This is a genomic window from Streptomyces sp. NPDC093089, assembly GCF_044754405.1.
Classification (GTDB): Bacteria; Actinomycetota; Actinomycetes; order Streptomycetales; family Streptomycetaceae; genus Streptomyces.
In genome coordinates, this window is record NZ_JBIVPA010000002.1 from 357,896 (window position 1) to 371,964 (window position 14,069).

The following is a 14,069-nucleotide window of genomic DNA, read 5'->3' on the forward strand; positions in this document are numbered from 1 at the left end:
TGCACCATGCCACTGACAACGGCCCTCCGCCGCTGGTCAGGGGCGATGAGGGGGCCCTGTCGGGGAGTTGAGGGAGGGTCAGCCCACGATGGGCGAGACGGCGACGCAGCCGCCCGCGACGGCCTGCTCGCCCTTGGCCTCCTTGATGACCTTGCCCTGGTAGATCACCTTGCAGGTGAGGTCGGCGGGGGTGAGCGAGATCGGCATGACGGCCGGCGGCATGATCCCCTTCAGCTTGACCGTCTTCGTCCAGGGCGTGGTGGGCTTCTTCTCCGACTCGACGCGCGGCGCCATCGCGGTGCCGTCCCCGGCGTGGTAGTCGATCGACTCGACGCCCTTGCCGCTGACCTCGTACGTGACCTCGTAGGTCTCGCTGACGGACTTGTCGACCTGGTCGGCGGCCTTCTCCGCGGCCTCCGAGCAGGCGCCGAGGCCGAGGGCGAGGCCGGCGACGGCGAGGGCCGAGACGACGGTGCGGGCGGTGCGATTCATGGCGGGGTTCCCCCAGGAACGTGGTACAGAACGAACGGTCGGTCAACGCAGCGAATCGCAAAGGGAGAGTAAAGTCAAATCGCTTCGCAGGAGTCGTCAGGTCACCCGACCCGACCGCCCAGCGGAGCTGCCCCACCACTGAACTCCCAGGCCGGGGGCGTTGTCAGTGGCGGCCTCTACCGTCGGTGACATGAATGCCATGGGGGTGCGCTGGACGACGGGACAGGTGCTGGCACTGGCTCCTGACGACGCCTCGCGCAGAGCGGGAAGCAAGCTCGGCACGGCCGGGCCGTGGTCCGGCACGGGCTGCGGGGAGGGTGCCGTCTGGGGCCTGTGCAAGGGCAGCGGCGGCACGCCGTACCGGACGGTCGTCGACACCACGGGCCCCGCGTACGCGTGCAGTTGCCCGAGCCGCAAGTTCCCCTGCAAGCACGCCCTGGGCCTGCTGCTGCTCCAGGCGTCGGACCCCGCGGCGATCGCCGACTCCGTCGCGCCCGACTGGGCCGGCCGGTGGCTCGCGGGGCGGCGCGAGCGCGCCGACGCCGCATCCCGGCCCGCCGGCGCCGGCGCTCCGGCCACCGCCGCCACCACCACCGCCGATCCCGAGGCCGCGCGCCGCCGGGCCGAGCGCAGGGCCGCCCGGATCACCGCGGGCGCGCGGGAGTTGGAGCAGCGGCTCGCCGACCTGCTGCGCGGCGGCCTGGCGACGGCCGAGCAGAGCGGGTACGGCCTGTGGGAGGAGACGGCCGCCCGCATGGTCGACGCCCAGGCGCCGGGCCTCGCGGGCCGGGTCAGGGAGTTGGGGGCGATACCGGGCTCGGGGCCCGGCTGGCCCGTGCGCCTCCTCGAGGAGTGCGCGCTCACCCATCTCCTCGACCGGGCCTGGCTCGCCGCCGACCGGCTGCCCGCCGACGTCGCGACGACCGTACGGACCCGGGTCGGTCTCACCGTCCCCGCCGACGGTTCCCCGGTGCGCGACCACTGGCACGTCCTCGCCCAGTACGACACGGCGGACGCCCGGCTGACGACCCGCCGGATCTGGCTGTACGGCGCGGCGAGCCGGCGCACCGCCCTGCTGCTCTCCTTCGGCGCGGCAGGCCGGGCACCCCGGCTCGCCTTCCCCGTCGGCGCGGTGCTCGACGGCGAACTGACCCCGTATCCGGGCTCCGGCCGGCTGCGGGCCGAGCCCGGCGAGCACTTCGCGCCCGTCGCCGGACCCGCCGCACCACCGCCGGGCGGCCCGGTCGGCGGGGCGCTCGACGCCTACGGCCGCGCGCTGCGCGACGACCCGTGGCTGGACTCCTGGCCCGTGACGCTGCGGGACGTCGTGCCGGCGCGCGCGGAGTACGGCTGGCAGCTCGCCGACGCGGACGGCCGCGAGGCCCTCCCGCTGACCCCCGCCGCCCAGTCCCGCCCCGGCCTCTGGCGCCTGGTCGCCCTGTCCGGCGGCGCGCCCGTGACCGTCTTCGGGGAGTGCGGCCACCGCGGCTTCACCCCGCTCGCCGCCTGGTCGCCGGAGGCCCCCGGCGAAACTGTCCCCCTCATATGACCCCCGGCGAGACCGTCTCCTCTCCCGGATCCCTCCTCCCTGCCCCCGACGCGACCGTCCCCTCCGCCGAGCCCACCGACAGCCAGACCGTCCCCTCCGCCGAGCCCACCGGCAGCCAGACCGTCCCCTCTTCTACGCCCCCCGACTCCTACACCCCCGGCCACCGCACACCGCCCGCCCGGAGGAACACGATGGACACCACCACGACAGCCTCCGTCCCGCGCGCGGGACGGAGCGACGTCACCGAAGAAGACGCGGCCCGCGCCTGGGAGGAGCTCGTCACCTCGGCGCTGCTCGGCACTGATCGCCGACCGCCGGCCGCACTGGCGGGCACGGAGGCCGGGAGGCTGCCGGGGGCGCTGCTCGACGAGGCCGCGCTGCACACCGTACGGCGCAGGGCGGGGCTGCGGCCCGGGGCTGCCGTGGCGCCGCCGGACGCCGCTCCGGGGGATCGCCGCAGGACGCTTCCGGCGGCGGCCGGGACCCGGCTGGAGCAGCTGCTCGCGGGACGGGCCGCGCCCTCGCCCGCCGGTCGGCGGGGCGCCGCCCCCGACCTCGCCGAACTGCTGCCCCAGTGGCTGGCCCTGGCGAACGAGCTCGGGTACAAGGCGCCGCCCGCCGCACTGCCCGCCCTGCTCGACGCGGCCAGGGCCCGTACCGATCTGCGGCCCCAGGCGCTGCGGCTCGCCGGGCCGCGCGGCCTGTGGCTGGCCCGGCTCAACCCCGAGTGGAGGTTCGCCCTGCGGGGCACCGCCGGGGGCGGCGGCCTGCCGTCCCCTGAGGACGCGGAAGGCGTCCGCGCCCTGTGGGACGAGGGCCTGTTCGCCGAGCGGGTGGCCCTGCTCTCCGCCGTACGGACGGACGACCCGGCGGCCGGGCTCGCCCTCATCGCCTCGACCTGGTCCACCGAGCGCGCGGAGGACCGGCTGATGTTCCTCGATTCGCTGCGGACCGGGCTCTCCGACGCGGACGAGGAGTTCCTCGAGGCGGCCCTCTCCGACCGCAGCCGCAACGTCCGGGCCATCGCCGCCGAGCTGCTCTCCGCCCTGCCCGCCTCCGCGCTCGCGGGCCGGATGGCCGGCCGGGCCGCCACCTGTGTCGGCCTCGACCGGACGGCGGGGTCGCCCACGATCGCCGTCGAGGCTCCGCACGAATGCGACGCGGCGATGCAGCGGGACGGCCTGGTGGCGACCCCGCCGGCGGGGCGCGGCGAGCGTTCCTGGTGGCTGGGCCAGCTCGTCGAGGCGGCGCCGCTGTCCTGCTGGCCGGCCCGGTTCGGCGGACGCTCCCCCGAGGAGATCGTGGCCCTGCCGGTCGCCGACGACTGGCAGGCCGAGCTGCACGCGGCCTGGTGCCGGGCGGCCGTACGGCAGCGGGACGCGGCCTGGTCGCGCGCGCTGCTCGGCTCCCCCGCCGCCCCGCCCGCCACCGGCCCCGGGACGTCGTCGCTGGCCGAGCGCGGTCGGCTCCTGTCGATGCTGCCCACGGAGGAGCGGGCGCACTGGGTCGCCTCGTTCGTCGCCGCGCACGGCCTGTCGGAGGCGTTCCAGCTGCTCGGCGTCTGCGCCGTGCCCTGGGCCGAGCCGCTCGGCGCCGCGGTGATCGACGCCCTCGACATCGCCCGGGACGCGGGCAGCTACCCGTGGAGCTTCAGCGGGGTGATGGGCCTGGCGGAGCGTTGCCTCGACCCGGCCGCGGCACGGCAGCTGGAGTCCCTGACCGCCCTTCCCGACGAGGCCGAGGACGTCGCGCCCGGCGCGGGCGGCTACTGGTCCGAGGCCTTCCAGCGCCTGGTGTCCACCCTCCGGCTGCGCGCCGCGATGCGCGCCGAGCTCACCGGGGAGCCCGCGGGCGCGGACCCCGCGCACGGCGGCTGACGGCTTACGCAGAAGCGGACTCGGCGCACGGCGGCCGGCCGACGCGGCGCACGTGCGAAAAGCAGAAGGGCCCTTCCGTGGCGGAAGGGCCCTTCGGTGAGATACGGACGGCGTGTCGCGGCTACGCGGCGACGCGCACGTTCGCGTTGACCCAGTCCACGATGGACGCCGTCGTCGCGCCCGGCGTGAAGATCTCGGCCACACCCTTCTCCTTCAGCGGAGGGATGTCGGCGTCCGGGATGATGCCCCCGCCGAAGACCTTGATGTCCAGCGCGTCGCGGTCCTTGAGCAGCTCGATGACCTTCACGAAGAGCGTGTTGTGCGCCCCCGAGAGGATCGACAGGCCGATCGCGTCGGCGTCCTCCTGGATCGCGGTGTCGACGATCTGCTCGGGCGTCTGGTGCAGCCCGGTGTAGATGACCTCCATACCGGCGTCGCGGAGTGCCCGCGCGATCACCTTCGCGCCACGATCGTGGCCGTCGAGACCCGGCTTGGCCACCACCACGCGGATCGGACCGGCTCCACCCATCACTGCCTCCACATGCGACCCCCGCGCCTCGTTGCCGGGGAGGTGAACGAACGTTATCCCCAGCATCCCGCACCCGGCAGTTTCGCGGAGCCCGGGGAGGGGGAAATCACACGTTGGGACATGTTCGCTCTGCGCCGTTCCCCGCTTCAGGGCCCTCCTCCTGGGCCCACCCAGCCGCAAGCGGGGCCCGGTCGCAAAGGGAGCCGCGACGAGGTCGCCGCACCTCCGTGCCGCCGTCCGTACGGCGCGGGGGTGCGGCGTACCGGCGTACCGTTCGGCCCCGCGCGCCGTTCGGGAGGCCGGCCATGGAGCTCACCAAGGTCACCGCCCTGATGAAGGCCACCGCACTGGAGCTCGCCGTCCTCACCGGCCATCTCGTCCTCTACCCCTCGGGCGTCGTGGCCGAGCGGCTCTCCCCCGCCACGCCCCCCGACACGCCGCTCGCGGGCCGGCGCCCGATCGTCCTCCTGCACGGCTTCGTCGACAACCGCTCCGTCTTCGTCCTGCTGCGCCGCGCCCTGACACGGCACGGCCGTGACTCCGTCGAGTCGCTCAACTACTCCCCGCTCACCTGCGACCTCCGGGCCGCCGCCGCGGAGCTCGGCCGCCGGGTGGAGGAGACCACCGCCCGTACGGGACAGCCGGAGGTCGACATCGTCGGGCACAGCCTGGGCGGGCTCGTCGCCCGCTACTACGTGCAGCAGCTCGGCGGCGACGCACGGGTCCGCACCCTGGTCACGCTCGGCACCCCGCACGCCGGCACCACCGTGGCCCCGCTCGCCGACGCGCACCCGCTGGTCCGGCAGATGCGCCCCGGTTCGGAGGTGCTGCGGGAGCTGGCCGGTCCCGCGCCGGGCTGCAGGACCCGGTTCGTGAGCTTCTGGAGCGATCTGGACCAGGTGATGGTGCCGGTGGAGACCGCCCGGCTCGACCACCCCGACCTCCTCGTCCACAACGTCCGGGTCAGCGGGATCGGCCATCTCGCGCTGCCCGTCCACCCGACGGTGGCGGCCGGGGTGCTGGAGGCCCTGGACGCCGACGGGCCGCAGGTCCGGGGAGCGCGCGAGGAGGAGCCGGGCGCGAGCTCGGTCGCCTGACCGCACGACACCGTTCTTCGAACGTTCATCGAACACAAGGCCAAAGCTCCCTCCCCGAGCTGGCGAAACACGGCCGATTGCCCGTTTCCTGCGGCCATAAACCCCGCGGAAGATTGTCCGCCGCGCGTACCGCCGGGTACAGTCGCGCCACTGCTTACCCCCGGGACACCCCTCAAGGGGCCCGCCCCGGACTGGTCCTGCTGCCGAGGCGAGAGAGACGTTGGTGAACGACCAGCACCCCCACGCCGGGTACGCCGGAGACGGCGCCCACTCCACCGACAGCTTCTCCACCGACCCGCTCTTCGGCACCTACGCCGGCGGCCAGGCGGACAACAGCGGGCAGTGGGACCTCGGCCAGTACGGCGGCGCCACCGGTTCGTACACCACCACCGGCGAGTACGACCTGACAGGGCAGTACGACAACACGACGGGCCAGTACGACACCACCGGCGCGTACGCGACGACCGGCTACGACACCACCGGGCAGTACGGCACCGGCGGCCAGTGGGACGCCACGGGTCAGTGGACCGGTCTCGCCTCGTACGACGCGACCGGCGCGTACGACACCACCGGCGCGTACGCGACGACCGGCTACGACACCACCGGGCAGTACGACGCCACCGGCCAGTGGAACGCCTCCGCCTGGACCGAGGCGCAGCAGACCGGCCAGTACGAGACCGTCCACGCCGGCGCCTACGCCGCCCAGGGCGCGTACGGCTACGAGTCCTACGACGCCACCGGCCAGTGGGCCGCCCCCGCCTTCGCGACCGACAACGGCACCGGCAGCTACGACGCGACCGCGTGGAACCACGCGACCCCGGAGACCGAGCCGCACGTCCCCCAGCAGTACAACCCGATGGACGCGCCGCAGGCCGAGCACACCGCCGAGTTCGCGTTCGAGTACGGCGCCGAGGCGGAGCCGGACGGCACGTCCCCCACCACGGACACCACCCCCGACGGCGACTTCGTGTGCGAAGCCGAGCTCGGCACGGACTACGACACGAACGTCGACACGGACTTCGACGCCGACGCGGACCTCGATGCCGACTTCGACGCCGCCGAGGGACTCGGGGACCGCCAGGCCCCCGAGGACGCCGAGCACCTCCCGGCCGCCGACGCCCCCGCCGTCGAACTCCGTACGGACTCCCCGATCGCCGGCCGCCCCGTGCGCCGCAACGCCGGAGGCGGCCGCAGCCGTCGCCGTACCCCCGCCAAGCGGTCCGCGCTGCTGACCGTCGCCGTCCCCTCCGCCTGCGTCATGGGAGTCGCCGGCATCGCCGCGGCGTCCGTCGGCGGGCTGACCGGGGCCACCGAGGGCGGGAAGAAGGACAACACCACCACCCTCGCCGCGGCCGACCCGGCCTCCGTCAAGCAGGTCGCCGCCAACAACGCGCTCGACACCCAGCTCGCCGCGCTCAGCGAGGACGCCCGCGACTTCGGCGACCGCGCCAGCCGCACCCAGGAGCGCATCGACCTCCGGATCCGCCAGGAGGCCGAGAAGAAGAAGCGCGAGGAGGAAGCGGCCCGCAAGGAGGCGCTCCGCCCCAAGTTCTCGCTGCCGGTGAAGCTGCACCGGCTCAGCGCGCGCTTCGGACAGTCCGGCATCAACTGGATGTCCGTGCACACCGGCATCGACTTCCCCGTCATGACGGGCACCCCGGTCATGGCCGCCACGGACGGCACCGTCCGCACCCAGCTGAACAGCGCCTACGGCAACATGGTGATCGTGACCGCCCCGGACGGCACCGAGACCTGGTACTGCCACCTCAGCAGCGCCAAGATCCGCTCCGGTCAGGTGAAGGCCGGCGACGTCATCGCGTACTCGGGCGACTCCGGCAACTCCACCGGCCCGCACCTGCACTTCGAGGTCCGGCCGAACGGCACCCGCGCGATCGACCCGCTGGCCTGGCTGCGCAGCCACGGTCTCGACCCGACCAGCTGAGCTCCCCCCCCTCTTCACGCGTACGGGCCCCGGCCGCAGCCGGGGCCCGTACGCGTGCGCGCGGCGGTGGGGACTACAGCTTCTCGACCGGCGCGTACCGCAGCAGCAGCCGCTTCGGCTTCTCGTCGCCGAAGTCGATCGTCGCCTGGGCGTCGGCGCCCACGCCGGTCACGTTCACGACCGTGCCAAGTCCGAACTGGTCGTGCGTGACCCGGTCGCCGACCTGGAGCGAGATCACCGGCTTCTCCCCGGCGCGCCGGGTGGCGAAGCCGGACGGGCCGGAGCGCGCGCGGGACGACGAGAGCGAGGACGTGATCCCCGAGGTGGGCCCGGCCGGCTTCACCATCGGGCCGGTCCGCTTCCACTCCAGGTACGCGGGCGGGATCTCCTCCAGGAACCGCGAGGCCGGGTTGTACGAGGGCTGGCCCCAGGCGCTGCGCATCGACGAACGGGTGAGGTACAGCCGCTCACGCGCGCGCGTGATGCCGACGTACGCGAGGCGGCGCTCCTCCTCCAGCTCCTTGGCCTGCCCGAGGGCGCGCATGTGCGGGAAGACGCCGTCCTCCATGCCGGTGAGGAACACCACCGGGAACTCGAGGCCCTTGGCGGTGTGCAGCGTCATCAGCGTGATGACGCCCCGGCCCTCCTCGTCCTCGTCCGGGATCTGGTCGGAGTCGGCGACGAGGGCGACCTTCTCCAGGAACTCGGCGAGGGTCGCGGGCTCCTCTCCGCGCTCCTGCTCGAACTCCAGGGCCACGGCGGCGAGCTCCTGGAGGTTCTCGATCCGGGTCTCGTCCTGCGGATCGGTCGAGGCCTGGAGCTCGGCCAGGTACCCCGTCCGCTCCAGTACGGCCTCCAGGACGACGGCCGGGCCGGCGCCGGACTCGACGACGGTGCGCAGCTCGTCCATCAGCGCGTTGAAGCGCTTGACGGCGTTCGCCGAGCGCGCGGCCATGCCGTACGCCTCGTCGACCCGCTTGAGGGCCTGCGGGAAGGTGATCCTCTCGCGCAGCGAGAGGGCGTCGATCATCGCCTCGGCGCGCTCGCCGATGCCCCGCTTGGGCACGTTGAGGATGCGGCGCAGCGGGACGTTGTCCTCGGGGTTGGCGAGGACGCGGAGGTACGCGAGGACGTCCCGGACCTCCTTGCGCTCGTAGAAGCGCACGCCGCCGACGACCTTGTAGGGCAGTCCGACGCGGATGAAGATCTCTTCGAAGACGCGGGACTGGGCGTTGGTCCGGTAGAAGACGGCGACGTCGCCGGCCTTGGCGTCGCCCGTGTCCGTGAGCCGGTCGATCTCGTCGGCGACGAACTGGGCCTCGTCGTGCTCGGTGTCCGCGACGTAGCCGGTGATCTGCGCGCCCGCGCCCGCGTTCGTCCACAGGTTCTTGGGGCGGCGGGACTCGTTGCGCTCGATGACGGCGTTGGCGGCGGAGAGGATCGTCTGCGTGGAGCGGTAGTTCTGCTCAAGGAGGATCGTCGTCGCGTCCGGGTAGTCCTCCTCGAACTGGAGGATGTTGCGGATGGTCGCGCCGCGGAAGGCGTAGATCGACTGGTCGGCGTCGCCGACGACGCACAGCTCGGCGGGACCGAGGTCGTCGTAGCCCGTGCCGACGAGCTCCCGCACGAGGGTGTACTGGGCGTGGTTGGTGTCCTGGTACTCGTCGACCAGCACGTGGCGGAAGCGGCGGCGGTAGTGCTCGGCGACGTCGGGGAACGCCTGGAGCAGGTGGACCGTCGTCATGATGATGTCGTCGAAGTCCAGGGCGTTGGCCTCGCGCAGCCGCGCCTGGTACATCCGGTACGCCTCGGCGAGCGTCTTCTCGAAGCCGTCGGCGGCCTGGTCGGCGAAGGACTCCTCGTCGATCAGCTCGTTCTTGAGGTTCGAGATCTTGGCGCTGAACGACTTCGGCGGGAACTTCTTCGGATCGAGGTCCAGGTCACGGCAGACCAGGGCCATCAGCCGCTTCGAGTCGGCGGCGTCGTAGATCGAGAGGGAGGACGTGAAGCCGAGCCGCTTCGACTCGCGCCGCAGGATGCGGACGCACGCGCTGTGGAAGGTCATGACCCACATGGCGTTGGCGCGCGGGCCGACGAGCTGCTCGACGCGCTCCTTCATCTCCCCGGCGGCCTTGTTGGTGAAGGTGATCGCCAGTATCTGGCCGGGGTGGACGTGCCGCGTGCCCAGGAGGTGGGCGATGCGGTGGGTGAGCACCCGGGTCTTGCCGGAGCCGGCGCCCGCGACGATGAGCAGCGGGGTGTCGGTGTGGACGACGGCGGCGCGCTGCTGCTCGTTCAGCCCCTCCAGGAGCGCGGCGGGGTCCACGACGGGGCGCGGGGCGCCGTCGCGGTAGTGCGCGTCCCGCGGCGGGGGCGCGTCGAAGTGCTCCCCGAAGAGGTCGTGCGGGACCTCCTCCGCGGCCGGGGAGCCGTGCTCGTCGTCCTCGGGGTGGGGCGGGGGCTCCTCCGAGGAGTGGTTCTGGAGGCCTGCCAGGAAGCTGTCGTCAAAGAGGCTGCTCATCGCCTCACGAGTCTAGGACGCCCCACCGACATCCGGGCCCGCCTTCGGAACGCTCCTCGGCGTCCCGGCTGCGGAACGGGTCACACCCAGAGGGTCGCGATGAAGATGTTCGCCGTGGTCAGGCCGCCGACGGCGGCGAAGAGGCCCTTGTCGACCTTCTCCTCGTCCCGCTTGACGTAGACCAGGCCGAGGATGACGACGAGGATCGCCAGCTTGATGCCGACCTTGAGGTTGTTCACGGTCTGGTCGTCGGCCTGGTTGAGGCCGACCAGCGCGACGCCCGTGACCAGCATGGTCAGCGCGCCGTGCAGCATCGCGGGGGTGAAGCGGGCCGTACCGGCGCCCATCGCCTTCATCTGGGTGAGGAACCCGCCGAGCAGCGAGGCGATGCCGATGATGTGCAGGGCGACGAAGACATTGATGAGTACGTCCATGGGGCGGAGCCTAGCCGGGGCCTTAGCACCGCTCGCCGGCCGGGTCCACTCGCTTCGCCGCTTCGGTCGGCCGTCCACCGGAAGGCCCCAGGCCCGTCACCCGGAGCGAACGCGTCCGGTGCCCGACCCGTCAACTGACGCCAATACCGATCAACTCACCGCCGGGGCGTGACCCCAGGTTTAGCGTCCTCCACCAGGTGGCCGGCTCCCCACCGCCGCCGGCGATCCGGCGGTCGTCGGTCACCCCCGCCGAGAAAATCCGGCGGCGGTCGTCTCCCCTGTGGCGGCCGCCGTCGGCCCGGCGGGCACCGTCCCCCTCAGGCAGAGGATGTGACCCGCCCTCGTGGCAGCGCACCGAAAGTCCCGGCGATCCCCCCTCGGTGGTCAGGCGGTCCGCACCGCCGCCACGCTCGCCCTCGCCTCCGCGGCGACGGCGACGCTCTTCGAGGGGTCCGGGCACGCCGACCCCCGGCCCACCACCGCCCAGGTCAAGGCCGAGGTCGACCGGCTGTACCAGGAGGCCGAGGTCGCGACGGAGCGGTACAACGGGGCGAAGGAGAAGGCCGACGAGGCCCGCGCCGCCTTCGACAGGCTGCGTGACGAGGCCGCCCGCAGGACCCAGCGGCTCAACACCGCCCGGGACGGGCTCGGGGCCATGGCCACCGCCCAGTACCGCTCCGGGGGACTCGACCCCGCGGTGCAGCTCGCCCTCACCTCCGACCCCGACGAGTACCTGGAGCGGGCCGCGCTCGCCGAGAAGGCCGGCGACCGGCAGGCGGTCGCCGTCGCCGCCGTACGGCGCGAGCTCGACGCGCTCCGGCACCTGCGCGGCGAGTCCACGGGACGCCTCACCACGCTGCGCGGGCACGAGGAGGAGCTGCGGCGGCAGAAGGCCGCCGTGACCGGCAAGCTGACCCGGGCCAGGACCCTGCTCGCCCGGCTCACCGCCGAGGAGCGGGCGCGGTACGAGGCCGCCACCGCCGGCCGGGACGGCTCGGGCACCTCGGCCGGAACCGGTGGATCGGGCTCGGCGGCCTCGACCGGCACCACCCCGGTGCGGGCCGACCGCTCCTCGGGCGGCGACCGCACACCGGTGACCGCCCCGAACTCCCGGGCCGCCGCGGCCATCTCCTTCGCCCGCGCCCAGATCGGCAAGCCGTACGTCTGGGGCGCGACGGGCCCCTCCGCGTACGACTGCTCGGGCCTGACCCAGGCCTCCTGGCGCGCGGCCGGCGTCTCCCTCCCCCGCACGACGTACACCCAGATCAACGCCGGGCAGCGCGTCTCCCGCTCCCAGCTCGCCCCCGGCGACCTGGTCTTCTTCTACTCCGGCATCAGCCACGTCGGGCTCTACATCGGCGGCGGCCAGATGATCCACGCGCCCCGTCCCGGCGCCCCCATCCGAATCGCCCCCATCGACGAGATGCCCTTCGCCGGGGCGACCCGGGTGGGCTGACCCGGGCGGCCTGACCCGGTCGGGATGGCCGGGCGGGATGGCCCGGGAAAGGTGTACTGACCCCGGCTGCCCCGGCCGGGTGGGCTGGTCCGGTACCGGCCCGGGGCCGGCCGGGTCGGGGCGGGTCAGACCAGGCGGCGGGCGGTGGCCCAGCGGGTCAGCTCGTGCCGGTTGGAGAGCTGGAGCTTCCGCAGGACCGCCGAGACGTGCGACTCGACCGTCTTCACCGAGATGTAGAGCTGCTTGGCGATCTCCTTGTACGCGTACCCGCGGGCGATCAGCCGCAGCACCTCCCGCTCCCGCTGCGTGAGCCGGTCCATGTCCTCGTCCACCGGGGGTGCGTCCGTGGAGGCGAAGGCATCCAGGACGAACCCGGCGAGGCGCGGGGAGAAGACCGCGTCGCCCTCCTGGACGCGGAAAATCGAATCGACCAGGTCCGTGCCGGTGATCGTCTTGGTGACGTAGCCGCGGGCACCGCCCCGGATCACCCCGATCACGTCCTCGGCGGCGTCCGAGACGGACAGCGCCAGGAAGCGGACCGGGTCCTCGGGCGCGCTCATCAGACTCACGCACCGTCGAAGCACCTCGACGCCGCCACCACCGGGAAGGTGCACGTCGAGGAGGACGACCTCGGGGCGGGTCGCCGTGATGACGGTGACCGCCTGGTCGACGTCGGCGGCCTCGCCGACCACCTCGACGCCGGTGACCTCGGTCCTGCCGATCTCGGCCTGCACGCCCGTGCGGAACATCCGGTGGTCGTCGACGAGCACCACCCGCACCCGGCGCTCCAGGCCCGCCGCACCCGCGTCGGCTCCGGTCGCCGCACCCGTCTCGTCGCTCATCCGTCCGCCCTCTCCATCTCAAGCTCCACTTCGGTGCCCTCGCCGGGAACGGACCGCAACCGGGCCGAACCGCCGTAGCGCTGCATCCGGCCGATGATCGATTCTCGTACGCCCATCCGGTCCTCGGGCACGGAATCCAGATCGAAGCCCGGCCCCCTGTCCCGCACCGAGACGAAGACCGTGCGGCCCTCCACCTCGGCGTACACCTGCACGGCACCACCCTCGCCACCGTACTTGGCGGCGTTGACCATCGCCTCGCGCGCGGCCTGCATCTGCGCGGACAGTCCCTCGTCGAGCGGGCAGTCGCCGACGACGACGACCTCCAGCGGGACCCCGTGCTTGTCCTCGACCTCGGCCGCGGCCCGCTTCACCGCCTCCGCGAGGGTCTCCGGCTCCTCTTCCTTGCCCGTTCCCTCGGGCTTGTAGAGCCAGTTCCGCAGCTCCCTCTCCTGGGCTCGGGCGAGCCGGCGGACCTCGCCGGCGTCGTCGGCGTTCCGCTGGATCAGGGTGAGGGTGTGCAGCACGGAGTCGTGGACGTGGGCCGCGACCTCGGCACGCTCCTGGGCGCGGATGCGCATGGTGCGCTCCTCCGTGAGGTCCTGCGACATCCGGACCAGCCAGGGGCCGGCGAGCAGGGCTATGCCGGTGAGGACCGCGACGGCGGCGGTGAGGGCCGTGCCGAGCTGGGCGACCGAGCCGCGCACCACGACGAAGACCGCGAGGCCGGTGCCGACCAGGGCGACGCCGACGAGGCCGCGGACGAGCTGGAGGACGCGGCGGCGGCGCCCCGCCTCCGTCCAGCTGGCCCGGCGGGCGTTGTCCGCCTGGCGCCAGACCAGGGCGACACCGCCGCAGACGAGGAGCCCCGGCCAGATGTACCGCCCGGACTCGTTGTCGACGCTGATGTTCCCGATGAGGACCGCGCCGCCGATCGCGAGCGCTATCAGGGCGAGGACCTGTCCCCGGTCCGGCTTGCGCAGTCTGCGGCGGCCGTCCGTGGTGGTCTCGAACAGGGGGCGTGGGTGGGTCCGGCCGCCGACACCGAGCGGGACGACGATCCAGAAGGCTGCGTAGAGCACGAGACCGAGGCCGTCCATGAAGAAGAGAACGAGGAAGACGACCCGCACCCACACGACCGGCAGACCGAGATGCCCGGCGAGGCCGCGCGCGACACCGCCGAGCCACCGCCCGTCGGCGCTCCTGTAGAGCCTGCGCACGGGCGGTTCGTCGGTCTCGGTGACACGAGCGGCTGCGGACATGCACCGATCGTCACACGTTCGGCCCGCCCGGGACATCAGGGTCGGCCCTGAGATCGTCCCTGGTAACGCCT

11 protein-coding genes are annotated in these 14,069 nt (G+C 73.4%); 5 read left to right on the forward strand and 6 right to left on the reverse strand.

Annotation, left to right across the window (positions count from 1 at the left end):
- Window positions 1-78: 78 nt before the first annotated feature.
- Window positions 79-492, reverse strand: coding sequence for a hypothetical protein (locus ACIQFX_RS05225; protein WP_402459083.1), 414 nt, complete (start codon window positions 490-492; stop codon window positions 79-81).
- Window positions 493-682: 190 nt separating this feature from the next.
- On the opposite strand from ACIQFX_RS05225, the gene ACIQFX_RS05230 reads away from it, so the two are divergent.
- Entirely contained in the window at window positions 683-2,041 is a 1,359-nt protein-coding gene (locus ACIQFX_RS05230) for an SWIM zinc finger family protein (RefSeq protein ID WP_402459084.1), read from the forward strand.
- Window positions 2,042-2,232: 191 nt separating this feature from the next.
- The gene (locus ACIQFX_RS05235; RefSeq protein WP_402459581.1) at window positions 2,233-3,918 is read left to right on the forward strand and encodes a DUF5691 domain-containing protein; all 1,686 of its coding nucleotides are present in this window, start codon (window positions 2,233-2,235) and stop codon (window positions 3,916-3,918) included.
- 121 nt (window positions 3,919-4,039) lie between these two features.
- On the opposite strand, the gene ACIQFX_RS05240 is transcribed toward ACIQFX_RS05235, so the two are convergent.
- Window positions 4,040-4,447, reverse strand: a complete 408-nt coding sequence (locus tag ACIQFX_RS05240) for a cobalamin B12-binding domain-containing protein (protein ID WP_402459086.1) — start codon at window positions 4,445-4,447, stop codon at window positions 4,040-4,042.
- A gap of 305 nt (window positions 4,448-4,752) precedes the next feature.
- On the opposite strand from ACIQFX_RS05240, the gene ACIQFX_RS05245 reads away from it, so the two are divergent.
- Window positions 4,753-5,544 carry a lipase family alpha/beta hydrolase gene (locus ACIQFX_RS05245; protein ID WP_402459088.1) on the forward strand — a complete coding sequence of 264 codons (792 nt, stop codon included), beginning with the start codon at window positions 4,753-4,755 and terminating at the stop codon, window positions 5,542-5,544.
- 220 nt (window positions 5,545-5,764) lie between these two features.
- Complete coding sequence (locus ACIQFX_RS05250) at window positions 5,765-7,486, forward strand: M23 family metallopeptidase (RefSeq protein WP_402459089.1); 1,722 nt, start codon at window positions 5,765-5,767, stop codon at window positions 7,484-7,486.
- A 73-nt stretch (window positions 7,487-7,559) separates the two neighbouring features.
- Here the strand turns inward: ACIQFX_RS05250 and pcrA are convergent, their stop codons facing one another.
- Both pcrA and ACIQFX_RS05260 read right to left on the reverse strand, forming a co-directional pair.
- Window positions 7,560-10,007 carry a DNA helicase PcrA gene (gene pcrA / locus ACIQFX_RS05255; RefSeq protein ID WP_402459091.1) on the reverse strand — a complete coding sequence of 816 codons (2,448 nt, stop codon included), beginning with the start codon at window positions 10,005-10,007 and terminating at the stop codon, window positions 7,560-7,562.
- Between the two features lie 80 nt (window positions 10,008-10,087).
- Window positions 10,088-10,441 carry a hypothetical protein gene (locus tag ACIQFX_RS05260; RefSeq protein ID WP_402459093.1) on the reverse strand — a complete coding sequence of 118 codons (354 nt, stop codon included), beginning with the start codon at window positions 10,439-10,441 and terminating at the stop codon, window positions 10,088-10,090.
- Window positions 10,442-10,784: 343 nt separating this feature from the next.
- On the opposite strand from ACIQFX_RS05260, the gene ACIQFX_RS05265 reads away from it, so the two are divergent.
- Complete coding sequence (locus tag ACIQFX_RS05265) at window positions 10,785-11,897, forward strand: NlpC/P60 family protein (protein WP_402459095.1); 1,113 nt, start codon at window positions 10,785-10,787, stop codon at window positions 11,895-11,897.
- 125 nt (window positions 11,898-12,022) lie between these two features.
- Here the strand turns inward: ACIQFX_RS05265 and ACIQFX_RS05270 are convergent, their stop codons facing one another.
- Together ACIQFX_RS05270 and ACIQFX_RS05275 are read right to left on the reverse strand one after the other, a co-directional pair.
- A complete protein-coding gene (locus ACIQFX_RS05270; RefSeq protein ID WP_402459097.1) occupies window positions 12,023-12,739 on the reverse strand; it encodes a LuxR C-terminal-related transcriptional regulator in 717 nt (238 codons plus the stop codon).
- Complete coding sequence (locus tag ACIQFX_RS05275) at window positions 12,736-13,998, reverse strand: PspC domain-containing protein (protein WP_402459099.1); 1,263 nt, start codon at window positions 13,996-13,998, stop codon at window positions 12,736-12,738. The genes ACIQFX_RS05270 and ACIQFX_RS05275 overlap by 4 nt, the downstream gene beginning before the upstream one ends.
- Window positions 13,999-14,069 lie beyond the last annotated feature (71 nt).

Bases quoted from the DNA above. Each gene is read 5' to 3' on its own strand.
- ACIQFX_RS05245 (WP_402459088.1), top strand. From the start codon at position 4,753: ATGGAGCTCACCAAGGTCACCGCCCTGATGAAGGCCACCGCACTGGAG.
- ACIQFX_RS05260 (WP_402459093.1), bottom strand. From the start codon at position 10,441: ATGGACGTACTCATCAATGTCTTCGTCGCCCTGCACATCATCGGCATC.
- ACIQFX_RS05230 (WP_402459084.1), top strand. From the start codon at position 683: ATGAATGCCATGGGGGTGCGCTGGACGACGGGACAGGTGCTGGCACTG.
- ACIQFX_RS05235 (WP_402459581.1), top strand. From the start codon at position 2,233: ATGGACACCACCACGACAGCCTCCGTCCCGCGCGCGGGACGGAGCGAC.
- ACIQFX_RS05270 (WP_402459097.1), bottom strand. From the start codon at position 12,739: ATGAGCGACGAGACGGGTGCGGCGACCGGAGCCGACGCGGGTGCGGCG.
- pcrA (WP_402459091.1), bottom strand. From the start codon at position 10,007: ATGAGCAGCCTCTTTGACGACAGCTTCCTGGCAGGCCTCCAGAACCAC.
- ACIQFX_RS05240 (WP_402459086.1), bottom strand. From the start codon at position 4,447: ATGGGTGGAGCCGGTCCGATCCGCGTGGTGGTGGCCAAGCCGGGTCTC.
- ACIQFX_RS05225 (WP_402459083.1), bottom strand. From the start codon at position 492: ATGAATCGCACCGCCCGCACCGTCGTCTCGGCCCTCGCCGTCGCCGGC.
- ACIQFX_RS05275 (WP_402459099.1), bottom strand. From the start codon at position 13,998: ATGTCCGCAGCCGCTCGTGTCACCGAGACCGACGAACCGCCCGTGCGC.